Annotated in this window: 30 protein-coding genes, 1 tRNA gene and 1 other RNA gene; 7 read left to right on the plus strand and 25 right to left on the minus strand. The window is 50.2% G+C overall.

The annotated features are described in order from the left end of the window. The 5 genes from ACQRA4_RS08040 to ACQRA4_RS08060 all read right to left on the minus strand — a co-directional run. The coding region (locus tag ACQRA4_RS08040) for a tripartite tricarboxylate transporter permease (RefSeq protein WP_427822557.1) at nt 1-607 on the minus strand (607 nt) is incomplete at its 3' end. Between the two features lie 87 nt (nt 608-694). Continuing rightward, nucleotides 695-1657, minus strand: a complete 963-nt coding sequence (locus tag ACQRA4_RS08045; protein ID WP_427822558.1) for a Bug family tripartite tricarboxylate transporter substrate binding protein — start codon at nt 1655-1657, stop codon at nt 695-697. A gap of 58 nt (nt 1658-1715) precedes the next feature. Next, a complete protein-coding gene (locus ACQRA4_RS08050; protein ID WP_427822559.1) occupies nt 1716-2168 on the minus strand; it encodes a hypothetical protein in 453 nt (150 codons plus the stop codon). A gap of 180 nt (nt 2169-2348) precedes the next feature. Continuing rightward, nucleotides 2349-3794, minus strand: a complete 1446-nt coding sequence (locus ACQRA4_RS08055; RefSeq protein ID WP_427822560.1) for an aryl-sulfate sulfotransferase — start codon at nt 3792-3794, stop codon at nt 2349-2351. An 86-nt stretch (nt 3795-3880) separates the two neighbouring features. Next, nucleotides 3881-4678 carry a hypothetical protein gene (locus tag ACQRA4_RS08060; RefSeq protein WP_427822561.1) on the minus strand — a complete coding sequence of 266 codons (798 nt, stop codon included), beginning with the start codon at nt 4676-4678 and terminating at the stop codon, nt 3881-3883. A gap of 1392 nt (nt 4679-6070) precedes the next feature. On the opposite strand from ACQRA4_RS08060, the gene ACQRA4_RS08065 reads away from it, so the two are divergent. The 3 genes from ACQRA4_RS08065 to traI all read left to right on the plus strand — a co-directional run bounded on the left by ACQRA4_RS08065 (nt 6071) and on the right by traI (nt 9087). After that, nucleotides 6071-6934, plus strand: a complete 864-nt coding sequence (locus ACQRA4_RS08065; protein WP_427822562.1) for a tyrosine-type recombinase/integrase — start codon at nt 6071-6073, stop codon at nt 6932-6934. Nucleotides 6935-7166: 232 nt separating this feature from the next. Next, nucleotides 7167-7472 (plus strand): plasmid mobilization protein, encoded by a 306-nt coding sequence (locus ACQRA4_RS08070; RefSeq protein ID WP_427822563.1) that lies wholly within the window; start codon nt 7167-7169, stop codon nt 7470-7472. Nucleotides 7473-7491: 19 nt separating this feature from the next. Next, nucleotides 7492-9087, plus strand: coding sequence for a TraI/MobA(P) family conjugative relaxase (traI, locus tag ACQRA4_RS08075; RefSeq protein WP_427822564.1), 1596 nt, complete (start codon nt 7492-7494; stop codon nt 9085-9087). A 1037-nt stretch (nt 9088-10124) separates the two neighbouring features. On the opposite strand, the gene ACQRA4_RS08080 is transcribed toward traI, so the two are convergent. The 3 genes from ACQRA4_RS08080 to ACQRA4_RS08090 form a co-directional block, all read right to left on the minus strand. Further along, entirely contained in the window at nt 10125-10358 is a 234-nt protein-coding gene (locus tag ACQRA4_RS08080) for a hypothetical protein (protein WP_427822565.1), read from the minus strand. 91 nt (nt 10359-10449) lie between these two features. Next, complete coding sequence (locus ACQRA4_RS08085) at nt 10450-10830, minus strand: hypothetical protein (protein WP_427822566.1); 381 nt, start codon at nt 10828-10830, stop codon at nt 10450-10452. Between the two features lie 9 nt (nt 10831-10839). After that, nucleotides 10840-11235 (minus strand): hypothetical protein, encoded by a 396-nt coding sequence (locus tag ACQRA4_RS08090; protein WP_427822567.1) that lies wholly within the window; start codon nt 11233-11235, stop codon nt 10840-10842. A gap of 96 nt (nt 11236-11331) precedes the next feature. Between ACQRA4_RS08090 and ACQRA4_RS08095 the strand changes: the two genes are divergently transcribed. Beyond that, the gene (locus ACQRA4_RS08095; protein ID WP_427822568.1) at nt 11332-11571 is read left to right on the plus strand and encodes a helix-turn-helix domain-containing protein; all 240 of its coding nucleotides are present in this window, start codon (nt 11332-11334) and stop codon (nt 11569-11571) included. After that, nucleotides 11571-11915 carry a hypothetical protein gene (locus tag ACQRA4_RS08100; protein ID WP_427822569.1) on the plus strand — a complete coding sequence of 115 codons (345 nt, stop codon included), beginning with the start codon at nt 11571-11573 and terminating at the stop codon, nt 11913-11915. The genes ACQRA4_RS08095 and ACQRA4_RS08100 overlap by 1 nt, the downstream gene beginning before the upstream one ends. Nucleotides 11916-12157: 242 nt before the next feature. Here the strand turns inward: ACQRA4_RS08100 and ACQRA4_RS08105 are convergent, their stop codons facing one another. The 7 genes from ACQRA4_RS08105 to trbL form a co-directional block, all read right to left on the minus strand. Continuing rightward, entirely contained in the window at nt 12158-13120 is a 963-nt protein-coding gene (locus tag ACQRA4_RS08105) for an IS1595 family transposase (protein ID WP_427822570.1), read from the minus strand. A gap of 891 nt (nt 13121-14011) precedes the next feature. Next, nucleotides 14012-14293 carry a hypothetical protein gene (locus ACQRA4_RS08110; protein WP_427822571.1) on the minus strand — a complete coding sequence of 94 codons (282 nt, stop codon included), beginning with the start codon at nt 14291-14293 and terminating at the stop codon, nt 14012-14014. Then, nucleotides 14253-15113, minus strand: coding sequence for an HNH endonuclease (locus ACQRA4_RS08115; RefSeq protein ID WP_427822572.1), 861 nt, complete (start codon nt 15111-15113; stop codon nt 14253-14255). The genes ACQRA4_RS08110 and ACQRA4_RS08115 overlap by 41 nt, the downstream gene beginning before the upstream one ends. Nucleotides 15114-15118: 5 nt before the next feature. Beyond that, a complete protein-coding gene (locus ACQRA4_RS08120) occupies nt 15119-15394 on the minus strand; it encodes a hypothetical protein (protein WP_427822573.1) in 276 nt (91 codons plus the stop codon). Between the two features lie 78 nt (nt 15395-15472). After that, entirely contained in the window at nt 15473-15736 is a 264-nt protein-coding gene (locus ACQRA4_RS08125; protein ID WP_427822574.1) for a hypothetical protein, read from the minus strand. Nucleotides 15737-15754: 18 nt separating this feature from the next. Further along, complete coding sequence (locus tag ACQRA4_RS08130) at nt 15755-16060, minus strand: hypothetical protein (protein WP_427822575.1); 306 nt, start codon at nt 16058-16060, stop codon at nt 15755-15757. 73 nt (nt 16061-16133) lie between these two features. Continuing rightward, nucleotides 16134-17291: a P-type conjugative transfer protein TrbL gene (trbL, locus tag ACQRA4_RS08135; RefSeq protein WP_427822576.1), complete on the minus strand. Its 1158-nt coding sequence runs from the start codon at nt 17289-17291 to the stop codon at nt 16134-16136. On the opposite strand from trbL, the gene ACQRA4_RS08140 reads away from it, so the two are divergent. Next, a complete protein-coding gene (locus tag ACQRA4_RS08140) occupies nt 17257-17625 on the plus strand; it encodes a hypothetical protein (RefSeq protein ID WP_427822577.1) in 369 nt (122 codons plus the stop codon). The two genes, trbL and ACQRA4_RS08140, sit on opposite strands and share 35 nt — an antisense overlap. Before the next feature lie 8 nt (nt 17626-17633). Here ACQRA4_RS08140 and trbJ read toward each other — a convergent pair whose 3' ends face one another. From trbJ to ACQRA4_RS08185, 9 genes are all read right to left on the minus strand, one after another. Then, a complete protein-coding gene (gene trbJ / locus ACQRA4_RS08145) occupies nt 17634-18434 on the minus strand; it encodes a P-type conjugative transfer protein TrbJ (protein WP_427822578.1) in 801 nt (266 codons plus the stop codon). A gap of 62 nt (nt 18435-18496) precedes the next feature. Then, nucleotides 18497-18823, minus strand: a complete 327-nt coding sequence (locus tag ACQRA4_RS08150; RefSeq protein WP_427822579.1) for a TrbC/VirB2 family protein — start codon at nt 18821-18823, stop codon at nt 18497-18499. Then, nucleotides 18823-19782 (minus strand): P-type conjugative transfer ATPase TrbB, encoded by a 960-nt coding sequence (gene trbB / locus ACQRA4_RS08155; protein ID WP_427822580.1) that lies wholly within the window; start codon nt 19780-19782, stop codon nt 18823-18825. The genes ACQRA4_RS08150 and trbB overlap by 1 nt, the downstream gene beginning before the upstream one ends. After that, the gene (locus tag ACQRA4_RS08160; RefSeq protein ID WP_427822581.1) at nt 19775-20296 is read right to left on the minus strand and encodes a hypothetical protein; all 522 of its coding nucleotides are present in this window, start codon (nt 20294-20296) and stop codon (nt 19775-19777) included. Before ACQRA4_RS08160 ends, trbB begins: the two co-directional genes overlap by 8 nt. Before the next feature lie 9 nt (nt 20297-20305). Continuing rightward, a complete protein-coding gene (locus ACQRA4_RS08165) occupies nt 20306-21034 on the minus strand; it encodes a conjugal transfer protein TraL (RefSeq protein ID WP_427822582.1) in 729 nt (242 codons plus the stop codon). Between the two features lie 2 nt (nt 21035-21036). After that, the gene (locus ACQRA4_RS08170; RefSeq protein WP_427822583.1) at nt 21037-21456 is read right to left on the minus strand and encodes a TraK family protein; all 420 of its coding nucleotides are present in this window, start codon (nt 21454-21456) and stop codon (nt 21037-21039) included. Between the two features lie 7 nt (nt 21457-21463). Next, nucleotides 21464-22480, minus strand: a complete 1017-nt coding sequence (locus tag ACQRA4_RS08175; RefSeq protein ID WP_427822584.1) for a helix-turn-helix domain-containing protein — start codon at nt 22478-22480, stop codon at nt 21464-21466. Nucleotides 22481-22681: 201 nt separating this feature from the next. After that, nucleotides 22682-22755: hammerhead ribozyme type II (locus ACQRA4_RS08180), an RNA gene on the minus strand. 132 nt (nt 22756-22887) lie between these two features. Next, nucleotides 22888-22981 (minus strand) — tRNA-Sec (locus tag ACQRA4_RS08185). A 612-nt stretch (nt 22982-23593) separates the two neighbouring features. On the opposite strand from ACQRA4_RS08185, the gene ACQRA4_RS08190 reads away from it, so the two are divergent. Next, nucleotides 23594-23839 carry an SDR family oxidoreductase gene (locus ACQRA4_RS08190; RefSeq protein WP_427822585.1) on the plus strand — a complete coding sequence of 82 codons (246 nt, stop codon included), beginning with the start codon at nt 23594-23596 and terminating at the stop codon, nt 23837-23839. 70 nt (nt 23840-23909) lie between these two features. Here ACQRA4_RS08190 and holA read toward each other — a convergent pair whose 3' ends face one another. Continuing rightward, nucleotides 23910-24920, minus strand: coding sequence for a DNA polymerase III subunit delta (holA, locus tag ACQRA4_RS08195; RefSeq protein ID WP_427822586.1), 1011 nt, complete (start codon nt 24918-24920; stop codon nt 23910-23912). Nucleotides 24921-24924: the final 4 nt, after the last annotated feature.

Consider the following 24924-nt stretch of genomic DNA (forward strand, 5'->3'; position numbering starts at 1 on the left):
AGGTCGGCGCAAGATTGATGCCGGCCTGCAATTCAAATACGCCGAAGTCATTGCGGATCTGCCCGAGCATGATATCCTGCCCCACTGTGCTGAGCAGAATGCCCAGCGCCCCGGCGGACAGGCCGATCCAGATGTCCCTGCCGGAAAGCATGCCGATGATCGCCAGGCCGGACAGAGCCAGCAAGGCCATTTCCGGCGGGCCGAAGTGCAAGGCGATTTTTGCCAGCAAAGGGGTACAGGTCAGCATGGCCAGAGCGCCGAACAGGCCCCCCAGCACGCTGGAAATCAGAGAGAGGTAAAGCGCTTCCTCCGCCTTGCCCGCCCTGGTCATGGGATACCCTTCCAGAGCCGTGGCCGCCGCAACTTCGGTTCCCGGCGCATTCAGCAGCACGGCGGAGATGGAACCCCCATAAGAAGATCCCATATACAGTCCGCCCAGCAGCAAAAGAGCGTTGGTCACATCCATATTGAAGGTGAACGGCAGCAGCAGAGCCACACCAATGGGGCCATTCAGTCCCGGCAGCATCCCTATGACGATGCCCAGAAAAGTGCCTGTGAATACGGACAGAACCGTATGGAAGGACAGAAGAGTGCTCAGCAGTTCCATAGGATCTCCAGAAGGGGGTCGGCGCGGCACACCGTGCCCCGCGCCCGCAGAGGACGCGGGGCGCACGGAAGTCAAGGTTAACCCGCTTTAGTTCTGACCGGACACGAGTTCCTTGCCGAATTTTTTCAGAGCGGGATCAAGCCGCGCCTCGGTATCGCGCAGCATGGCTTCCAACTCCTTGCCGCACATGGGTTCGAACACGTCGCCGACCTTGGCGATTTTTTCCTGCAATTCGTTATTGCCCAGAGCGGTTCGCAGGGTCTTTTCCAACAGGGCGACAATTTTGACGGGCGTGCCCTTGGGAGCGACCAGAATGCGGCTCTGCTTCAGGATGACGTCATAGCCCTGTTCTTTGAAGGTTTTGGCGTCGGGAAGCGCGGCAATGCGTCTGTCGCCGGCGATGGCCAGCACATGCGCGCCGGAGGCCGCCCCCACTACGGCGAACTGCACGTTGGTGGCCTGGGTGTCCACATGGCCGCCCATCAAGGCGGTCGAGGCGGCTGAACCCGACTTGAAGAAGATGGGGGTGACTTTCACGCCCGACTTTTCCGCAAACAGCTTCGCCGCCAGATAGTGCGCGTCGGAAGCCACACCCACCGTAATGGCCTTGCCGGTCTCTTTGTAGCGGGCGATCAGATCATCCAGGGTCTTGCAGGCGCTGCCCGGCCCGGCGAGAAAGGTCACCGGGCTGTTCACCGACGTGCCGATGTAGATGTAATCCCTATTGTCATAGGCCGTCTTCATATATCCGGAGCGGATGTAGGAATCCGGATAGGCAATGACGCCCAGCGTATACCCGTCGGGGTGCGACTTGGAGAGCTGGGTCATGCCGATCTCGCCGCCTGCGCCGGGGCGGTTGACGATAACCATGCTTTTTCCGAGCTGCTCCTCCATGTATTTGAGCATCAGACGCGCCTGCACGTCTGTGCCGCCGCCCGCCGCGAACGGCACGATAACGGAAACTGGCCTGATCGGATATTCAGCCGCCATGACAGGTGAAACGTTCATGAGCAGAAAACACGCCGCCAGTACAGTGAGAAGCTTTTTCATTACTCTTCTCCATGCGTAAGATGTTGACTAAAACCGTCGCGGTATACGGCGGTTCACTTCAATAAAACAATCCTTTCGGGGTCTGTATGACAAAAACATGATAGAAAAGCGCCCACGCCGCCGTGCAGAAAATGCTGGCCGTCAGGGCACCCTGGAGTGTCGCCTTCAGACTCACACGGCCCGTGAAAAGCAGAAAGCCCCCCACGACAAGCAGCCAGGAAGCCGTATAAAAGCCCAGCAGAGACGCTGCCGCAGGGAAAAGCAGCAGGGCCGCGCCCACACCCAGGGCCTTGAGCGCGGGGAAGGCCGCTGCCGCTGCCGGACAGCGCAGACGACCGCGCAGGCTCGCCAGGGCAGTGAGAATCATCACGCCGCCCATGGCCATGGGCATGATTTCAGCGCCGCCGCTCAACTCGCGTGAGCTGAGCAAAAAGGCCAGCGGAAGGCCGATCATGAAAACGGCGACCACCACAAGCTGCAACCAGTCGGGACGAAAACAGCATGTTTTCATCACACGTCTCCTTTCCAGCGGAGCCTTGAGTAAAAGCTGATTAAAGCGTTTCCCCGCCCGCAAGTCGCAAACAGGAAACTCTGTTTTTCCTGTTAAATTAACAGATTGTCACGCTTTCCCAAAGAGGCTTTTGCCTCTTTGGCATGGCGCTGATTTTTCACAAAATAAAGCAGCGGGTTCTTAAGAAGCGTTCTCTTCCACATCCGTCACCACGCAAACCCCGGACCCCCCGAAAAAGGGATTGCATCCTTCCACTTCCACCACACGGTCCGCGCCGCGTGCCGCCGCGCCAGGCATGCGGAAGTCTCGCACGTCTATCGGGGGAATGGCTGTCTGCTCCGGCTCCGCCGCCTGCGGAATCCATGCATAGGGCACGCGATAGGCGCGGTAGACCTGATTGATAGGCACAATACCGCCCCAGTACGGGCTGATGTATTCCCAAACCAGCTGGTGGTCGCGGGTGACCTCCAGCAGCATGCCCGACGCCCCCTCGGTGATCAGCGTGTTGCCGTTGGGCAGACGTTGTGCGCCGCTGACAAAGGGACTGTAAAAACGGTTATAATCCACAGGAAAAACCTTGCCCAATTCCTTGGGCGTAAATTGCCACTCGATCTTCATGCTCACGGGATTGATTTCTAGAACACGCGAATAGTCGCGTGTGGCGTATTTTTCGCCGTTAACGCTGGCGGGATTGGGGCTGCCGTAGCCAGCCCAGCCGCCGTTGTCGAAAACCATGATGTTGCCTTCCCCCACAAGACCGCGCGGAATCATATGCGCATGGTGCTGGCCGATGATCCAGCCGATGGCGCGCAGTTCCGCCGTTTCATCGTAATAGGGGCCCATCTTCCAGACAATGCGCCCCGTTCTTTTGCTGATAATGAGCGTTGTATTGAGATCCCGACAGCAGATGATGATATTGTCCGGATGGAAACGCTCGTCCCCGGCCTCGTAATGGCGGTTGGGGCCGAGGAGCGACATGCTGTTGGTGTGAGCCCAGTCGGCAAGGCCCCCGCGCGCCGGACGCACATTGGGATTACGAAAAAGCGTGTTTTTGGAATCTTCGCGCAGGCCAATTTCATCAAAATGCTCACTCAGCACCCATTCCCAGAGCAGGTTGCCCTCCCAATCAATCTCGTACACAGTGTCGTCCAGCATCAGGCGGTTGGTGATGCGGGGATTGTGCACGTCCTTGTGTCCGAGAATCAGGGTGTTGCCCCCATCCACCCTGGGCGCCATGCCCGGCGCATAATAGCCCACGGGGTTACCCTCACGCTGAAAGTCGTGATGCTGCCGCGCCATCCAGCAGGGCGTCTCGCCGGGGTCTTCGATGTATTCATACTGATTGAACTTCCAGACGATATTGCCATCCCAGTCCACCTGCACGAGGTCAAACTTGTCCTGGGTGGAAAAACGGGTGTTGCGCTCGCCGGTCTGCGCCAGCAGATGCCCGCCGGGCAGCAGTTTCGGCGGAAAGCCGTGCAGACCTTTGAAAAACTGTATCTCATGCCCGTTCATATCCATAATCAGAACGCCCTGTTCCTTGGCCTCATAAACCGTAAAACCGTTAAAGCAGCGTTCAGGATCATAAAGCGTGGTTCCGGTGGGGTATACTGTGGGATAAGCCATTTTCTCACTCCTCAGCAATGCGCTGGACTTGGTGCACAAGGTCGATGCGGCCAGGGATTCAAAGCATTCTACAGTAAAAACAGTTCCTACTCCGGCTCGAGCATGCCGGGCATTGCCTGCACCAGTTCAGCGCGGGTCTGCCAGCGGCGTGCGGCAGTTCTGTACTGCAGCAGGTTGACGCCCAATTCCGGCGCGCCGGCGCACACGGCATAGGCCAGAGCGCCGTTGCCCGTGGCCTCCCGCAGCAGGCGGGCCGCCTCCGCCACTTCGGTCACGGAGAGCATGTCGCCGCCCCGCGCCGTGCGGACGGCAATGTCAGTGTAAAAGATCATTTCCAACTCATGGGCGTGTTCGCCTGCCAGGCGCAGGCTTTCCCGCTGGTCCTGCCCGCTATCCGCCGCCGGTAGCACGGCAAAACGCAGCCGATCCATCAGTTTCTCCTGCAACAGCGCTTCCAGCAGGGCGGGGTTGCGTCCGTCAGCCTGGCATTCCGTGCGCAGGCCGCCATTCTTAAGCAGGCGGACGACGCGCAAAAAGACCGCATTGAACTCGCTCCCGCAGCGACCTGTATACAGACCGCCTGTCCAACCGTGCCCAAGATTGTTCGGCACGACGGCCTCACATAACGCCTCGCCAGCCAGCAGCCAGGCCAGAGTAAGGCCGGCGTCCTGCACGACGGTTTCGCCGTCCAGCACAACCGGGAAAAAGATGCCCCTGTCATCCCGGCGCACTTCAGCCCGGCGTCTGCGGTAAAAAACTTTGAAAGCCTCCCTGCCCTCATCCGTCTTTACATCCCACTCCGTGAAGGGAATGGACTCCCGACGCAAATATTTTTTGACAATCTCGCAGCGGATGCATCCTGTGGAAGAAAAAACAGTCAACATGAGCCTGTGCCCCACTCTTTGATGCAATGAATAAGATCGTAATACTGTTCACAAATAAGATATTCATTTCAGATATCTTAATATATTTATCCCACGCTTCGCGCTTTCTGTCATATTCTTTTTTACAATAAATATATCACTTGATGGTGATATAATGTCCCGCATGCGGAGTATGCCAATTTGAAAACGCTCTGCTTGCAGCAATGGTTGACAGAGGGCGCGCTTCCGCCGTTCGAACGCGGCGAGCATCGCTTCACCCGCTGTTTGCCTTGCGCTTTCCCTTCCAGGCTAAATTATGCAAACAAATAGTTTGCAGGATGTTTTCCCGTGTGTCGTATGAACGTATGGAAAGATGCCAAACACTCACTGATGAACAATTCTTATAGAAGAAATTCTTAAAGAAGAACCTAACTCCAGGGGGAGAAATCCTGCCATAAATACCCCCAGATTCTGGATGCGTTCTTCTATGTTTTGCGTGAAGAACGCCGGTGGCGATGCCGCCTTCACATTTTGGACAGTGGATGGCGGTCCTTATGCGTTACCCAAGATGGCAGGGGAGTTTTATGGGAAATGCTCATGCGCTTGCAAAAAAGCGAATGCTCTGAAGGTAAAAAGAGCCTTCAAGCACTGTCGCCCGGGTTCACAGGCATACGGCCGGGGCCCCAAAAAAGGGCAATAGAGCTGGCGCCGGAGCGGTTTCGTGGAGGATTGGGAACCAGGCTTCACTTGGTTGTGGATAAAGCCCAGCGACTCATTTGTCTTTCACTTTCTTCAGGCCAGATGCGCATAGCCGTGCGCCGGTATTGATCGGACGGGCGGCATCGGAAAGAAAGCTGAAAAAACCCGCGCTGACAAGGGATATGACAGTGAAAGTCTGCGGATGAAGATTCGTGAATCAGGGATGCGTCTTGCGATTTACAAACGGGGCAACAGCTTGCAGGCTCCCGATTTTTGCCGTGCGATATGCAGACGCGAAATGTGATAGAGTGATTTATCGGCAAATTGAGAGAAAATCGCCGAATGGCGATCCGATACGACAAGACGGCTTCCAATTATGAAGCCTTCATCCACCCGCCGCCATCAAAAACCGGCTAAAAATAATTTATTGACAAAGACTGGTTCAGCTGTCCGGCCTGAATGACGCTGCCGGCGACAAGCCCTTATACGGCTTATGCAGACCATCCGCTATGCGGGTGCTTGCGATTCCAGGCTTCTGGAACCAAAATTCTTTGAAGATGTACGGAAATATGCCTGCTGGCGGAGACGTATAGGGGTCGAACCTACCGTGGACATTTCTGCCCACCACCGGTTTTGAAGACCTATCGCCCCAGAGCATAAAGGAAGACTTGCTTTTTTCCGTACACCTCCAGAGGAAAAACCTTTGGAGGCGTTATGCTTACTTTAGACGAAGCCTGGAACAGCTACCTTGCTACCCGCCATCTTACCCAATATGGGTACTTGACGGATATGAGCCGCTACCGTGTTCATCTGCAAAATTATTGGCACGGAAAAGGCCTGACGTCAATAAAAACCCTCGATATTCAGCTTTATACGAATCATCTGTTCGCCAAAGGCCTTTCTCCGCAAACTGTACGACTATGCCTTGGGCAGTTGCGGCGCATCATGCGGCGCGCCCACCGGTTGGGCCTGTTGGAAGGCCAACTGCCATACTTTGAAATGCCTCCAGCTGATAGTGTGCGTTATCGCTATCTTGAGCCGGATGAAGCCACCCATTTATTGCAGATTTTAGGCGATCTCTCTCAGCTCTGGCATGATATAGCCTTGCTTTCTCTTAATACAGGGATGCGAGCAAGTGAAATTTTTTCATTGCGTGGAGCAAATATAAATATTCCTCAAGAAAATATTATTTTACATAAGACAAAAAATCTCAAACAACGCATTGTTCCATTGAATGAAGTAGCCTTAGATATCATAAAAGAATATCGTAAAAGAAATTCAGAACTTCTTTTTCATCAAGAAGGTAGTTCTAACAAGCAGTTTGTGAAAATATCAAAGAAATTCAGAAAAGCAGTTGATCTAACCGGATTAAATGACGGTATTACAGATAACCGCTATCGTGTAGTTTTCCATACGCTAAGGCACACGTTCGCAAGTTGGCTCGTGCAACGTGGAGTTTCCTTACAGGTTGTCAGTAATCTTTTAGGGCATAGCTCGGTTCGCGTGACTGAGCGATATGCACATCTCGCGCCGGAGCAAGGCCGAAATGCACTTAAATTTTTGCCATATATATCATAGCATTATCTATGGGTAATGCAAATTTCTGCAATGCAGTGCAAATTTCTGCAATTATACTGACAAGTTTTGCAGAAATATGCTAATAGTTGCAAAAATAATCAATGAGAAAGAAGGCAGGACAGGTAAAGTAGTACCACTTTTCAAGTGGCTACTTTACGTCCTGCCCCCTCATGTGCCGGGGGAGGCTGGCTTACTCGCTTCGCTCGACGCTAAAGACAAGAGAGAAGAAGACATGGCAGAGGATGTGGAAAAACCCAGACGCACGGAACAGGTAAAAGCCTATGTGACCCCGGAGGAGTTCACTCTTATCATGGAGTCCAGTGAGCGGGCCGGGCTGAGTCTGTCGGAGTTTGCCCGGCGCGTGTGTCTGGGCTTCCGGGTGGAGAGCCGGGAGGACCAGCAGGCCCGGCGGGAATTACTGAAGGTCAATGCCAACCTGGAAGGCTGGGCGGCCTGCTCAAGCAAGCCCTCGTGGCCGGGAACAAGGAGCGGATTTATGGATTGCTCCACAAGATTGACCAGGCGCAGGCTCTTCTGAAAGCCAGGATTCGGAATCTATGATCAGCAAACGTGTGCACTGCCAGGCCGGGAACGACAACTACGGTCGTCTTGCCAACTACATAGCTGACGCCAGCCACCAGGGCGAGAAATCTCTGGTAAGCTGGTGCGCCGGCTGCTGGGCCGGAGATGACTACGAGCTGGCCATGCAAGAAGTGGCTGACACTCAGGCACTTAACACCCGAAGCCAGGGCGTCAAAACCTATCACCTGGTTGTCAGCTTCCGCCCGGAGGATGAAACCCGGCTGACGCCGGAAGCTTTCAAGGATATTGAGCAGCGTTTTGCCGATGCCCTGGGTCTTTCCGAACATCAGCGACATTGCGGCGTCCACGTCAACACCGAGAACATGCACATGCATGTTGCCTATAATCTCATCCATCCAGAAAAACTGACGCGGGTGGAACCGTGGAGGGACTACATCAAGCGGGACAAACTCTGCCGAGAACTGGAGAAAGAATACGGCCTTGTCGTGGACAATGGCCGAGACCAGGCGCGGGAGAAAAGCCTTGGCGACAAGGCGGCGTCCGTGGAAGCGCACACGGGCCGCCAGTCCTTTGAGGGATACGCTCAGAATCAGGGCGAGGCCATTCTGGCCCTGCTGGAAAACGCGCGCACCTGGGAGGACGTGCATTGCGCCTTTGCCCGGCATGGCTTGGAGCTGAAGCCGCGCGGAGCCGGGCTTGTGGTCAAAAACCGGCACGGGCGACATACGACCAAGGCCAGCGCCGTGCATCGTGAGTTGTCCCTGAAAAAGCTGGAAGCCCGCTTCGGGGCGTTTCAACAGGCCGGAAAGATGCTGGAAAGCGAGCGGCGCTATGGCGCGGATCCACTTCAGAAAGCGCCGGACCGGAACCGACTCTGGCAGGAATTTCAGGAGCAGCGCCGAGGGCGGAAAGATTCACTGGCGGCTGTTCGCCGAAAGTGGGCGGATAAACGCAAGGAGTTGGAAACCAGACCCATAGCGCGCAGGACCAGGGCAAATCTTATGAAGCTGACACGCCAGTATGAAGCCGAGGAACTTCATGCCGCGCGTATGGATGCCGGAGCGGACAATTGGCTTGATTTTTTGCGGCGGAAAGCCGCCAGGGGCGACGAAACCGCCCTGGCCGTCCTGCGGTCCAGACAGGAAGAAGTGTCGCCGGAGACATATCAATCCGTTCAGGAGTCACAGCAAGGCCGATCGAACTATCTGGCCAGCAAAACAGCCATTCTGGAAAATGCTGCCTTGTCGGCCAGGGCAAAAAATCGTCTTGTCAGCGTGGCGCTGATGGAAAGCCTGGCCAGTGGAGCCACGGCCAAAATTAGCAAATACGGCAGCGTCATTTATACGCTACCCGGAGGCGGGAAGATTTGCGACACCGGCAAAAGCATCAGCTTCAGCCCCGAAGCCAGGGCAACAGCACTGGCGTATATGTCCGCAAAGTGGGGAGTGCGCCGGCAAACCGTGGACAGGGCGTCAGGAGATACCATGTACACGCTGGCCAGCGGTCAGAAAATCCATGAGCGGAAGAATCAGAACGTCTTTGAACGGCCCGCCGCTGTGCGCCGCCAGCGCCAACTGGAGCGGGAGCGGAGTAAAGGAATGGAGCGATGACCTGGACGCCAGTAACACGAACGCAGGTTTAACTGGTGTCCGGAAACCAAGCTGGCCAGTTTAATAACTATATGAAATTTCAGGGAGTGAATTTTTATGTGCGTAACACGTTTTTTTGAAAAACCTCGTGTGAAACGCCTGGTCAACAGGGTCATCCGATGGTTGCAAAGGTTTCTGGCCGACCCTGGAAAGTGGTGGGAAAATCACAAGTATACCATGACCCTGATTGTGATTGTCCTGGTGGCTATAAGCGCTTTTAGCAAATGAAGGCGGAGTGTTCAGGGCAACACTTGCCAATGAAGAGCAGAGGCGTTATCTAAAAAGGGAACCCCGGCCCCTGCTGTGAACAGGAACCGGGGCTGGGCACGGCGCATAGCGCCTTGTGACACGGTCACCTGCTAGAGGCCAAGTCTTCGACCCCGTATCTGGTTGCGCAGATACGGGGTCACTGCTTATCTAGCCTTTGAGGCCAGCAGCAGAACCAGTATCAGCGCGAGGAACGTGGCAAAAACCAGCTTTCGCATGGTGATACCCTCCTTTGCTGCTAGCGCCGTGCCCAGGCGTTAGAGTTTGGAAGGGTGACCGTGCCCGCTTCTTATATCCGGATTCTTCCCATCCGGCAACGCTTTGCCGGGCCGTGCCGCGCGTATCCGGAACTGTTTGCGGTGATGGGCGGAAACGTGCCCGATCTGAGGGGCCTGTTTCTCAGGGGGCACGGCGGAAACAGCGCGGCGCTGGGAGTTCAGCAAGGGGATGCAATCAGGAATATTACTGGCGGCAGTCCAACCATGACCGGCGGCGGAGTAAATGACCAGACATCCGGCGCTATAGGTATGCATGTTTGGTACAGACAGAGTGCCAATACTCTTGGCGGACCAGGATTGACTTATGGGTTGAATTCAGAGCACATCCATAACCAAAAATTGGTAAGCCCCCGGCTTTGCTTGGGGACTCCCAAAGTTTGACTTTTACGGAAAAAAAAAATGGCCTCCTGATGAGAACCGCTCAAAGTTCCCAGAAGGAGACCATCGTGGAAATCAGACATTTAAACCATTCAACCTGGTATTGCAAATATCACGCGGTATGGATTCCCAGCTGTAACAAGCCCCGTCAAAGCCTGGCCCCGTAACGGTGATCCAGTCACCAAAATCAACACCTTCCGGCGGGATGGAGAAAATGTTCGCGGTCTTGGCATGTGCGGCCACCGGCGCACTGACCAGCGGTAACAGAAGTAAAGCCGCGCAGAGAAGAGAAAAGAAGCGCTTTTTCATAGGCTCTGTACTAAGAAAGGGTTTATAAAATAAAAATCTCCTTGAACATCAAAATTCAAGGAGATTTTTATTTTTTATATACAAACTATCTTTAGGACGTTGTGTACTTATACGACTTCACAACTCCTCCACTTGAAAACTCAATATGTAACATAGCATTCTCACTACTACTTTCACTACCACCCACCAATCCACCAACAACAGGTATAAAAGTAGTAGCTTTCAAATTACTCTCAGCTTTCATAAACTCATACGCCCAATATTCATTGCCATTTCTTTCCTTACCTATAGTGGACGGAGGACCCAACCACTCCTCAATCTCACCCTTAGTAGTACGACCTTCCTTTATCCTATCCTGTATTTCTGTAACACTAACACCAGATAATTTCTCATTTCCTCTCTGTATCTTCATACATCCAATGACACTAAAACAAATCATAACCATCAGAGATACCAATACTAATTTTTTCATATCCCCCTCCTAAAATAGTGTCATACTATCTTTCATCTCCTCCAACACAACAACCATTCCATCTCTTATTATATACCTATATTTCACCCTCCCTATATCGTTACTAGATTGAACAACACATCCTCCATAACCATACACATATCCAACACCTAACTTATTTGGCATCCAAATTTTTTCTGGCTTGCCCTCATATTCATAATAAATTTTTTTGCCTTTTGGCGCATCCTTATTAAGTTCAGATTCAACAATTTTCTTATAGTTTGATGGATATTTGCCCCAATTCCACGAGATCATTTCCTCTTGAGATGGTTGTTGTGAATATATTGCCCCTCCTTTATTTTGGACACAACTAATTAGAATAATTGATAAAATCAATAAAAATGACAACTTGAAAATTGATTTCATGTTATTCTCATTTCTCCTTTTTGTAGGTTACAAATGAAACCCGGTTATATCTGGAACCCGGTAAAAGTCAAGAAGGAAATTTGATATGAATAACCAATGAAAGAAGGAAATCAAATTTATCTTGAAATATCGAAGATTTTGGAGTATAGGCGGGTTGAGATTGGGATGAGTAAGCGGAAATTGAGTGAGTTATCTGGAATAACTCCTCCTTATCTCAGAGAGGTATTGAGAGGTGAAAGAAAACCATCTATCTTGATTCTTGTTTCCATTTGCAAGGTGATGGATCTGAAAGTGTCTGATGTATTCTTGGCGCTTGAAAATAATGAGAGGATTTAATGAATACCCTATTGAATAAAATGGATAAATTTATTGATGATGAAAGGATGAAAAAAGACAATATCTTTTCTATCGATTTTTATTTGGGTGAAGATTCAAATACTTATAATAAATTTGATGATGAATTACGAAAACATTGTAATAATGTATATAATACAAAAATATCATCAAATAGAATTCTTAAGTCAAAGCTAGATATAGACGAGCTCAGAAATATACTTATAAAATGGAAAATATCTCATGAAAATTTTAGATGTATTATTACGGATTATACGAATAGAAAAATACGATTTATTAATATTGACGACGATGTTGAAAGCTTGTTAATGAATGTATTTCACTAACTCATCATATTTTTTAGGATAGTGTTTCTTTAAAAATCATTTTAAATCCTTAGATTTTTCTCTAAGAATATCTTGAAGTGGAATAACAAGAACTCATCTTAAAGGAATAGGACCTCTTTCTTCTTCAATACTTCCTATAAAAAATCCGTCACTTTTAAGAACTTTTGGATCCATTAAATAATCCATAATATCTTCTCCTTTTTATTCAATTATAAAATTTCAATTTCTCTAGTAAACATATCTTATATAACAGGAATCAATTTTCTATCATTAAAACTCCTATACCTCTGTTTGCATATAATATTCATCAATTCCTCAATTTCATCAATCATATTGTCCACCCATACTATATAATTGTTCAAATATTTTGTTGCAACTCCATTAAATTTCCTCAAAAAAGTCTTCAACTTGGAATGATATGAATTTATATGATTAATATGATATATTCCATTTTTATGCTTTCCTGATTCAATTTCAATATGCTTACAACCAATACCTTCTGAAAACTTCCGATATGCACTATTACTATCACTACATATTATAGATTCAATCTCTATCCTATTCTCAAATAATCTATTCAAACTATCAATGGTAATTCTACCAAGATTCGAGATTTTCCCATATGAATTTTTATTCCTATCAATTGCACAAGTTACGCATACTTGTGCGTTTGATATTCCACGCTTATTTGCTTTTGTACCTCTATGATGTGATTCTCTTGGCAGATTTCTCATTCCTTTGTATGAAATATTAAAAAATGCTTCATCCACTTCAATGATACCATTTAATTTAATCTCTTTATCTGTTTTACTTGATATAACATCCAAAATTTTGTGTCTCCAAACAAATGCTGTTGTTTTATTAATTCCACATATTTCAGCAGTGTTCCTTATTGTGAAATGATTTAACATACAATCAATATATTTTTTCCATATTGAAATATCTTTTTTCGTACCCATAAGAAATGAATCTGTGACTTCATTAAATACACGTCCACAATTCTTACACCGAAATCTTTGATGTCCATTTTTGAAACCAAATTTAGTAATATTTTCTGTACATCCACATTTTGGACAGAATAAACCATTATGAAATTTAGCTTCAACTAGATTTTCTTGATTGGATTTGGATTCTGATTGGAGAATATGAAGAAGTTGAGATTTTTGCTCTGGATTGAGTGATTGAATGAGGTGATAGAGATTCATTTTTATACTCCACTTGTTTTCGTTAAAGTTAATGTATATAATATACTTAAATTTTCTAAAATTAGTTAACTTCCACAGACATCATTAATAAAATCAAATTTATAAAGAGAGTGGTTACTCGCAATAACCACTCTCTAAATGACCATCAAAATGGCATAGAATGATAACAATCATTCTGAATTATTATCAATATTATCTATTGTTTTATGACAATATAATAATTATTGATAATTATCTGAGGTGTGGAATTTGTGTTACAATATATCACTGTGAAAATGATACTTAGGGCTGTAGCGCAAATTCCTATGATATTAATGATTTCTGATCAGTACATACGCATGCCCTCCTGTATAATATTTGCATTGGGAAAATAACTGTAATATTTTCCCGTCTGATTGCCGTATATTATACAGGAGGATTTTTGAAATGTTAATTAAAATATATAGAATAAATTTTGTGTGTTGATGGGTATTATGTTTATGTTAGATAATATGAAAAAATAAATACTGTTTACAGGTTATCCAGGTTATCCCAGAGCCATTTGACAGCTTTCTTGGTAAGCTCCCAAATAGCAATCTGGGATAGACGCCTCAGCCAACAATGCTTCATAGGCATCCTCCTTTCCACCAACACACAACCCATTTAATATAAGGTATTCACTACTCCCGTCAATTTTGGAGAATATGAAGAAGTTGAGTGATTGAATGAGGTGGTAGAGATTCATTTGGATAATCTTTTGAAATATTTTCGTTAAGGTAAATATATCAAGGAGTTATCGTTTCGTAAACCCTTTCTTAGTACAGAGCCTTTTCATATGGAGTTCCTTTTCTGTTTAATGATATTTTCATATGAATACTTTTTTATATTAAATAATATTCATATGAAAAATTGTTACACGTTGTCCGGCCTTGGGTGTTGGGCCTCAAGGATTTTTTGCATCCGGAGCGAGAGCAGATGTTTGAACTTCCAGGCGAGGCGGATCAAGGCGCGTTCCTGGGCATTGTCCAGTTCTCCGCCTAGTTGCTCCTCAGGCAGTGAGAAATCCACTTTTCCATTTTCTTCTTTAAAAGCCGTTTTCATGTAGCGATCTACTTCCGGATCGTCAGAATTCAGAATATCGTCCAGAAGCAATTCAGGCTTCTGCCTGCTGATTTTCTTTCTCTGATTCTTCATTGTTGATCTCCTTCTGGCGTTCTTCCGCTTTGAGAAATAGTTTGACAATATTTAATCCTGTCTTTGTGTATTCTGGATCGGAAAATCTTAATTTACGTCTATTTAAGTGAAAGTGTTCCTTTCTGTTGACTTTTATAAGATTATCTTTAGTGAAATTTGTTATGTCTCCATCAGCAAATATGATACAATATTCCTCAGACAATGGCCCATTATATTGCTCCCACAAAAAACGCTGTTTTGAAATCCACCCCTTTTCTGTTTTTATTATAAAATATCCATTTCGCTTATCAAAATGCTCTGTAAATAATTGATGATCAGGAGTCCTTCCATTGCTAAGGCCAAGTTTTTGCAATTTATATTTTAGAATTGATTTTGTGATATTCACAGAAAAGTGCTCATTAAAATTTTTTAACAAGTCTTTATATGCTGTTTGTGTTATATTATTTTTTATATATTGAATCATGTCATCAGTAAAATAGAACTGTTCTGATACTTTTTTTCCTTTTCCATTATGCAAGTCGTGATAAATGCAAAATCCTTTTATTTGATTGACTGACTTGTTAAGATTGAAAATCGTATTAATTTTTTCAGTTAGTTCTTTGTAGCTCAATGATTTTACATGATGTTTTATAAACTCTTTCACATCATTGCGATATCTAATTTTTTGGCATAATCCTTTATTGTAGCAAATTCTGTGTATCGCATATGTGGATTTTCTTTGGCCGAATTTCTCATTGAATTTTTTGGTAAGTTCGGCAAGAGTCATCTGATTCCTATGTGCGCGAAGAAAACTGATCATTTCATCGGAATACCTGAACATAAACGTCACTCCTCAAGAATTTCAGGCAGTATCTTGCTGCCAATCAGCAGATTATCAGCCGCTACTCTGGATCGAATCACAAGAGCATTGGCGGCGATAATATGGCCCGCAATTTTGCCGATGGCTCTGGTACGGCCAGCCTCATTCTCAACATTTTTCCAGTTCTCTTCCTTGTCATCCACAGGCAGCGCAGGCAGCGTATTCAGGTGCTTTCGGACAGTCTTCCGCGCTTTGCTCTGGTTAAGGACAGCCTTTTGCATCCTTTGTGTTCCGTGAGTCATTGTCCGTACTCCATATGAAAAAGGAAGACGGGCAGACGTCTGAGCAGGTTCAGGCGTCTGCTCCAGTCAGGTTGCAAATCATTGCTGAATGTCCGAATCCGGCCCATAGTCCGCGCCAAGAATGGAGGGCAGCAGCTTGTCGCCCCGAACCGTGTTGTCAGCGGCAATACGCGCCCGCAGCATCAGATCGCCGCTGTTGATAATGCGGTCGGCAATATGACCGATTGACCGTGAGCGCTCTATCTCTTCTTTGAGGGCATCACCTTTCAGATTTTCATCGCCCAGGCGCTCCAGCTCGGCAAAAAGATGATCATTCAGGTTAATGATCTTGTTCTTGGCCATGTGCGTGTCTCTCCTTGTTTAGGCGGCGGGTTGCGGAGTGGATTGATCCAGCGCGCGCAGCAGACTTTCCAGGCAAGCGCGTTGCGCCTGAAAGCTCCTTTCCAGATCAGGGGCGCGGAGCGGGAGCATGGGAGCTTCGGCCCTGATCCGTTGAAGCAGCAATTCGTTTTGGCGGACCAACTGCATGATTTCCACCTTGAGGCTCATCATCCTGGAGCGGGCTATTTCTTTTTGCAGGGCTTCGCCGTTCAGTTTCACATTGCCGAGCCGTTCAAGCTGATCAAGAAGTTCCTCGTTAAGCTTCTCGAAGTTAATCTGAGACATGGCATTATCTCCTTTGTTTTTCTTGATGTTTGCGAAGCATCAACTGCTTCCATGATTCTCTCCCTATATATTTTTATTTTGGTTGCCGTGTAGCTTCCGGCGAGTTTGAATGCTTCCTGCCAGCCTCAATGCGTTCACGCAGGGATGAGGCGACACTGTCTTTGCGTTGGTCCTTGTTGAAGCCGGCTTCACGAGTGGCGTTCCAGAGATTGCTGGCCGTGCCCCTGACCATGCCGCCCACGCCTTCCGCCCCCTGAGCCTTGGCGGCCATAGCGGCCCGACCTATATTGGCGACGCCGGAGCCGGCGGCCATACCCGCGCCCATCATGCCCGCGCCAATGGCCATGACCGTGGATGTCAACGCCTGGCCGGAACTGACGTGCGAGCCCTGGATGATACCCGCTACCGTGTCCGGGAGTTGCTTGACCAGGGCAAGGAGTACTATGGCAACGCCGATGAGAATGCAGATAGTGGGAAGATCAGCCTTTGGAGATATAGCGTCCCTCATAAAAGAGTAACCAATTCCGATGACAAGCTGCATAACAAAGAGCTTGAAAGCAACAGCGAGAATATATTTGAGAACATTGATTGCATAATCACGCATGAATGAAGATGCACCAAAACCAACTAAAATACAGGCGGCGAGCATGGCAATATACGCTTCGCATTTTATAAATATAACATGAGCTGTTATAAGGCAAAAGCATACAATAACTATGAATAACGCGATTACCATGCCAAAAATGACGCCTATTTTTGTAGGACTTATTGTGCCTATGACCTCCCAAACTTGACCGCACAAATCCAGTCCCATTTTAAATACATTGTCTGACGAATGCTGAATATCCCCCATTTCTCCAGCTATTGAAATCATTCCATTGATTATTTGATGTGACCATTCTTGATAATTATTGATGACAGCTAAAAAAAATCCTGCAATAATCAACACAAAACAAAAATTCTTGATCGTTTCACGTATATCAGAAGTACCAAGAGACATTTTTACGCCGAGCCATGCAACTTCTAAGACTGCACACCAATAGAAAACTATTTTTGCATACTTTTGAGCTATACTTGTCCACTTATCGGTTTTACTTGCAAAACTATTGACAATTTTTGCAACGATGTCAGAATCCGCATTGCCAGCAAATGCAATACTACTTGATAAATCTAAAATAAAAAGAGGAGATATCACAATGAGAAATATTCTTATCGCTATTGCTGTATTCATTTTTATTCCTAATGTTGTTTTTGCATCATCAGATGATATATTTGGTTTTTGGATCAGTGAAACAGCTCTTCCAAGCACTGGAAAAAAGGAAGTTCTGATTATTAAACATGATTCATTTCAAGAGGGAAAACAGCCTCCGATAGAATGCAAATTTCAAAAAAATGATGATAATACAGTCATAGATTTTACTGGTCCTTTTGGTGTTAATTTAAAATATATCGTGACGTTAAAAGATAAAAAATTATTTCTTGATTTTCCGACTGCTACTGGTAACCGTTCACAACAAAGTTATATTCGTATTAACGAAGAAAAAGCCCAACTCTATTTGAAATAGACACATAATTAAAAGCCTGGGTCGTCTATGGGCTTAAGGTTGAGCTTATTAAAGTCCGTAAGCCCTCGTGCCACTTCTTCCGAAAACTGACCTTCCTTTTCCCGCTTCACCTGGCCCGCCAGATCCGACTGAACCTTGGTAGCAATGAGTTCACGGAGCTGGCGGGCCTCCTGTATTTGCAGGGCCGCAAGTTGGTTCCCGGCCATGAGGGCTTTTTGCTGACCGTCCGGTGTGGACAGCAATTCGTTAATGTAGGCTTCCAGTTCTCCGGATTCTTCCAGGTCCCTGAGCTGGCTTCCGGAGAGCTGAAATGTCGCCCTGGTGGAATCATCCACCCGGCGGCTCCAACTGTCCCAACTGCTCCGGTAAGTCGCGCCCCCCTGGGAAAGCATGTTTTTGGGCAAACTGGCCAATTGTTTGAATTCGTCCTGAGTCTGGTAAAGAGCGTCATAGACGTTGCCGAGCCCGGCCACATCGTTGCGCAGGGTATTCAAAGCGCCCGTGATCTGCCCGACTTTGGAAAGCTCGTTGGATATCTTCCGGATGATGTTCGCGGGGAGCTGGACTGTGTTCTGAACCATATTGGTGTACTGCTCGATATTCTGCTGCACCATCTGCAGCTGGGCGGCTGTCTGCCGGATGGCCTCGTCATATTCCTTCATCAGCGTTTTGAGCTGTTCCAGGCTGGTGGCCTTCTCAATGGCCTGCGTCACCCTGTCGCTGCAATTGGTGCAGTAGACGGCTTTTGCGTGCCCGACAGCCGGAGCGCACAGAGACAAAATACCAATAAGAGGCAATGAAAGACGCATGAACATTCTCCCTGGAGTTAAGCGGCATTGTATTTTTCGAGTCAGACCCGTCTGGATTTCCATCAGAGCACCGCCCCGGAAAAGCTGAATGTGGAATTGACCATGCTTCCCGCGAACGCGATGAAAGAGATGCCCGCCACAACGCCGAGCAGCATTTTGAATGCCCCGCTGATATCTTCTCTGTTCATAAGGTAGATGATGCCGCAGATGCCCACAGCGGTGATACTGATGTACTTGCCCGCCGGGCCGGTAATGGTATTGACCACCTTCTCAAGCGGGCCGGCAAATTCGGTTATGCCGCCGCTGGCCAGGGCCAGATCCGGGCAGACTCCAGGGAAAAAGGCCAGAAACGCCAGAAAAAAAGCCTTGCGGTACATCGTCTCCCCCATCAGGCGACTGAATAGAGGGGCGTTGTTTCATAACGTCCCTCTTTCGTGTTGAAATTGTTGACGGAAATAATGGAAGCCAGCCGGCGACTGTTCGCGCGCGTCTTTTCCATGTGGATGATCAGGTCAACGGCGCGGCCAATCAGCTTTTGCTTGGGGCCGACGCCCGCTTCTTCCACCAGCTCTTCCAGGCGTTCCAGAGCCTCTTCCGCGCTGTCCGCGTGAAAGGTGCCGATGCCGCCCGGATGGCCCGTGTTCCAGAGCTTGAGCAGTTCCAGAGCGGCCGCGTCGCGCACCTCGCCCACAAGAATGCGGCGCGGCGCATAGCGCATGCTGACCTTGGCAAGCTGGCGCATGCCAATGCCCGCCAGCTCGGAAGTGAGGAAAAATACGGAATTGGGCGCGCGTGATTGCAGTTCCGCCGTGTCTTCCAGAATCAGCAGGCGGTCATGCGGACAAAGTTCATCCAGCTCATGAATGATGGCATTCACGAAGGTTGTCTTACCGCTGGATGTTCCGCCCACCACGACAATATTTTTCCGATCCAGAATGGCCTCGCGGATAATCCCCGGCACTTCCGGGCCAATAACGCCGTTTTCCAGGTATTCCGCCAGGGTGATGATGCGATTGGCCTTCTTGCGCAGGGAAAAAGACGCGCCCGGTCCCACCAGAGGCGGAAACGTGCCCTCAAAGCGTGAACCGTCCAGCGGAAAGCTTCCTTCAACCACTGGATGAAGGGCATCCACCGTGATGTTCAGGGCGCTTGCGGTCAGCGAGAGTATCAGTTTGCCCTGCGCCAGCGGCAGTTCCCCAACACATTCGTGTTCTTGCCCGTAGGCCTCTCTCCACAGTCGTCCGTCAGGGTTGAGCATGATTTCAATCACGGACGGGTCACGCAGCGCGTCCATGATCAGCGGCCCGCAGTTGTATTCCAGGCTTTCCAGGGTACGCGCATCAGCCATGCTGCACCGCCCGGAGGACAAAAACCGCCACATTGACCAGGGCGGAAAGCGCCATGACAGCCGTGCAGAGGTACAGCGTGGACCTGAAGCCGGACAGCGTGGCCGCGAAGTCCGCAGCCGCGTCACGGATGCCGTTGATGGTCACGTCAGCCAGCGTTTTCCGCAGTTCGGACACGCTTTTTTCCACGCCTTCTACGTAAGCCGCCGTCTGCTGGCCCATGAACGCGGCCAGCGCCTTTTCGTGCCTTTTCTGGAGTTGTTGCTGTTCGGCAAGGAAGGCATTGAGGATCGTCACCTGCATCAGCAGCGGATCATCCTTGGGCACGGCCAGGTCATGCTTTCGGGCCAGCAGGGCGCGCACGTCCTCCACGGACAGGCCCATGCCGTCCGGTAGGCACTGGCCCACTTCGGGCGCGGGCTGGGGCGGCTCGTTAGCAACGGCGGTATCAGAGGCGGAAACAGCAGCTTCCGGCCATTCTCTCATGCTTTCATCAGGAGGCAGATCGTCACTCATGTCAGCCCCCTACAGAATGTCCGCCTGCTCGACGCAGGAAAGAATCTGGTTCCAGTAGCGCCGCAGGCGCGCCTTGACCGCGATGGATGTGGAACTGCCGTTGATTGCCGCCTCAAAGCTCTGGCGTTTGGCAAGCAGCTCTTCCAGGTCCTTGCCGATCAGCGCCCGGTTGCCTTCAGGCAGCCGGATCAGCGCGTGGAACTGGTGCGCATGGTCCTTGTAGATTTTAAAATCCTCAAAGCTCATGCCGTCGATGGCAATTTCTCCAAAAAAGGGATTGAGCCAGACCAGCAGGGATGAATCGGGAAAACCACTCACCAGCTGGGCAAGCCCCTGAACCGTATCGCCTATGGCCTGCCCGCCTGTGATGATGGAATGGAAAAAGACCCTGTGTCCGGCATCCGCCAGGAGCGACAGCACGTCATTTTCCTGAAGGTACGCGCCGAGCGCGATGAAGGAAGAAGCGCCGTTGTCAACAATGACATGCGATCCTTTCGGGGCATTGGCGAGACTTTCCAGCAGAGTGTCAAACTTGCGGGCGTCGATATTGCCATCCCGCATAATGGCAAGCGTCGTGACGTTGAACTCTCTGAAGGCCGCCAGAGTGGCATTTACCGGGTCCGTGTCGTAGGCCATCACCTCCCTGCCAAAATGGCGCAATGCCTGATACAGAAAGGAAGCGACCATAGACTTTCCCACGCCGCCTTTGCCCTGCAAAATGAAATGAATTGTCGCCATCGTTACTCCGTTTTGGTTCCAAAGAGGTCTGCAAGGTCAATTACATCTTCACCAAAGGACGTTGATTTCTTTCTCCCTAGTATTTTGGGGCCGCTCCTGGCTGGGGCGCTGGCGGCGTTGTCGCTGGAAGCGGCTTCGGAAGCCTGCTTCACTGGCGGGGATGCCGCACTGTCATTAGCGCTTTTTGAACTTTTTAAGACTGAACTAGATGGCGTTGTACATTTTTGCCGTATTTGGTCCATTCTTGTGAAAAGTCCGAGAGCATATCTCCTGAATGTGTCATAAGACATCGTAATTTTGTGTCCGTCGTAAAATATTTTGTAGGCACTACGGAAAGAATGTCCTTTTTGGAAAAGCTCTTCCGCTTTTTTTTCGATAGCTAAATATTCAATACGTGCTTTTCTGGAATGAGTTATTTTCATTGTGCGATCACTGCCCCCCAACGGTATTGAGGCTCCAACTCTTGAGAAAGGTCAGCACCTCCATATCCGTATCCGCCTCATCCTCACACGGAGCTTTGCCCTGACGGTGCAGCAGGCTCCACAGCCCCCAGGCCGGGCCGCGTTTGCGCTGACCATCGGCAAAACGCGATAAAAACGCCTCAAAGGCCGGACGAGCAGCTTCCAGTGTCGGATCTGCCTGGTGATGCTCTTCCAGGCGCTTCATGCAGCGTTGAACCTGTTCCGCTTTTTCCGGTGTCATGGCCGACTCGGCTTCCGGCGACGCCGAGGCCTCCGGCGTTTCATCCAGCCAGCGGCGGCCACGGAGCCAGTTGACCAACTGCGGCACAAAGCGGCCATGTTCCTTGAGCCACATGGCCGAAGCCCTGAATTTTTCCAGCGCCGCTATCAGCACATCCAGCCCCGGAATCTCACCCTGCCGGCATAGACGATGCCATACGGAGCGGGCCAGCTCCTTGGCCTCCTTGCGCGGATACGCGGCCCAGAGCTTTTCAAATGCCGCATTAAGAGCGATAAAATCCCCCCCTTTGGGACCTTTTTCGCGCAGCCGGCTGCTTCTGTGCCGTTCAGCCGTTGGGGGGCAGGGGGGATACTTTTCTAGACTTTTCCTAAAGTTGTTTCTGTAGCCAAACTTTGCCTGGGGGTAGCCAAAGTTTGTCTCCTTTCTGACCGGGACGGCGGAGGCAGTGGACGCCGCCCCGGCACGGGGCCGCAGCAGCACATAAGTGGATGACCTGTAGGCTGTGCGGTGAATCGTCAACAGACGGGCGTTCGTCAGTTCGCCCAGCCAGTTTTTGATGCTTGAAACGCTGTAGCCCATTTCCTGAGCCAGATACTTGTGGGAGGGCCAGCAGTGATCCTTGTCGGAAGCGTGGTCGCAAAGGAGCGCATAGAGCATTTTCGCTCCGGGCGAGAGCTTTTCCCGCAGTACGAAAGATGGGAGAATGGGGCCGGTGATGCAGCCTCGTGGTATGAAAGTTTCCATGTCTGATACTCCCAGACAGGCCATGAAAAAGAGCGTAAAACAGAGCTGCGGAGCTTGACGCCGCTAAGCCTTTCGGCTAGAGTTAATCCACAAAATTTGCGGATACTCCCCGCAGATGGGCCTGACTGTTTGCCGCAGTCAGGCCTTTACTTTTTCCGGCCTATGTTTTTCTCAACAACGCTCCCGCGCTTGAGTGTTTCCGGGCGGCTGGCTCGTCAGGCCGTGGGCGCCGAGCCCACGGCGACGCTGGACGCAAATGCGCCAGCGTTTCGCCTTAAAAAAGGGAGGGGTTCTGTCTGTGCTGAGGCAGAAACAAAAAAACCCCTTGAAGCTTAAGCCTCAAGAGGTTTTCCTGTTCCAGTCTTCTGGAACTAAAATTTTTTGGAGATGTACGGAAATATGCTTTCTGGCGGAGACGTATAGGGGTCGAACCTACCGTGGACATTTCTGCCCACCACCGGTTTTGAAGACCGGGCGCCACACCGGTGACGACACGTCTCCCTACCGCAATGACTGTGGAATCATAAGTGAAAAGCATCGTCTCCGCAAGAGGCGGCTTGCCCTGTGCGGGAGACGCGCGCGCAAAAAACGACCTGTCGGGGCGGGCAAGCGCATGAATAATACCCAAAAATATCTGAAATTAGGTTTTATTGGCAGATAATTCGCAAGATACTTCCATGTGTAGTATGCGCGCATGAAAAGTACAAATATGTACGGATGAACAGTTTGTCTTACGGAACCAATCTTCAAAGGATAATCCGTTCCCAGAGGGAGAAAACACGCCTTAACTGATCGTCAGATTCTGGAGGCGTTCTTTTGCATTTTGTGTGAAGGATGCCGGTACAGGCGCTTCCTCCATGTTTTGGATAGTGGATGGCGGCCTTTATTCGCTATAAAAATCAGGGCGGGGATCGCTATGGAAGATTCTCATGCGCGTGCAAGGGCAAATTTCCTGAAGGCGACCATCCTTCAGGAACAGCGCCATTGTCCGAGCGAGCGGGCATGTGTCAGGCCTCTCATGGGGCTTTTTCGAAGGGTATGGCGCAACCAGATTGACCGCGGCCAGACGGGGACAATATGCCTTGCTTGCGGCGCGTTGCTCGCTCTGAACGAATGCAATGGCCTCGTGGCGACTTCTGCAAGAACATGTTCGCCAGATGCCCCGCCGGTCGTCCCGGAACCGTCGATGAAGTCGCCCATGTGGCTGAATTGCTTTTGGGGCCGCAAGGTTCATTCATCACCGGCGCGGATTTTCTGGTTGACGGCGGCGCCGCGGCCTCTTTCTTTTATGGTTCGCTTCGCCCTGAATCTGACGACAACAGGTGGAATCAGCTTTGCCGGAAAAGCCATTTGGCGTGATCAAGGCATGGCAGCACGGAATTGGTATATGCCTTCCGCCATGAAATGCCGGCAGCTTGTTGCCCCTTGCTCAGGGCTGGGAAGGGCCGAACAGAAGGGTAAGACGCGCGGCCAGAAATTCCAGCGTCTGTTCCGGCGTGCGGCGACCGCTTTTGACCTGCCATTCGGCGTCGGCCACGAGCGCCATGCCCTCCGCCAGGCCGCGTGGGCCAAGGCGCAAGGCCAATTGTTTTTTCAAACCGGCTTCCGACGGATGCAGGCGCACCCTTTCGCCGGCCCGGATTTGCCAGAGCAGGCGCAATTCCCGGGCCAACAGCGCCAGCAAAGAGAAAAGCAGGCTGTCGCTGTCACGGCTGCGGGCCAGCTCTCTCCAGGCGGCGGCCAGATTGCCGGCCTCCATATGGCGGATGCAGGCAAAAACATTGCATTCCGGACTCCAGGCTGCGGTGGCTGTCATGGCGGCGGTGATTTTGCCCCCGCCATCCGGGTCGCCGCTTCCGCGCAGCAGCGCAAGTTTTTGCAGCTCGTTTTCAATGGCCTGGGCGTCCGGCGGCACCGAGGCGCAAAACTGTTCCAGAGCGTCGGCTTCAAAGTTCAGCTCCAGCTCACGGGCGCGCTGCTGCACATGGCGTCTGACGCAGCGTTCGGTCAGGCCCTCGTGCCGCCATATCCAGCCCCTTTGATCGGCAAAGGCCATACAGCGCAGCTTGGCGATATGAGCCGGAATCTTGGGCTGACCCTTTTCCCAGTTCACTTCCAGACAGAAAAAGGGCCAGCACTGGGATGAGGGCCGGGCCAGAGCCTGGGAAAGCTTTTTCCAGATGGCTGCCGGCCAGAGCTGGGCCTGGCGGATCAGCAGGAGGCGTGACGCGCCGAACAGACCCTGCAGGCTGAGCTGCTCCCAGAAGCGCGGCGGCGGTTCTTCGTCACCCCAGTAGACATGCCGTTCCCAAGGGCCAGTCGCTGGCGGAAAGACGGCCAGTTGCTCCGTGATGCGGCTGCGGAGCAGGCGGCTGTCAGGGCAGACCAGAAAGCTGAAGCCGGGCCTGGCCTTTTCGTCGCTTCCGTTATGCGGGCTCATGCCG

Origin of the sequence: Desulfovibrio sp. SGI.169 (assembly GCF_050313595.1) — a bacterium.
Taxonomy (GTDB): Bacteria; Desulfobacterota; Desulfovibrionia; order Desulfovibrionales; family Desulfovibrionaceae; genus Desulfovibrio.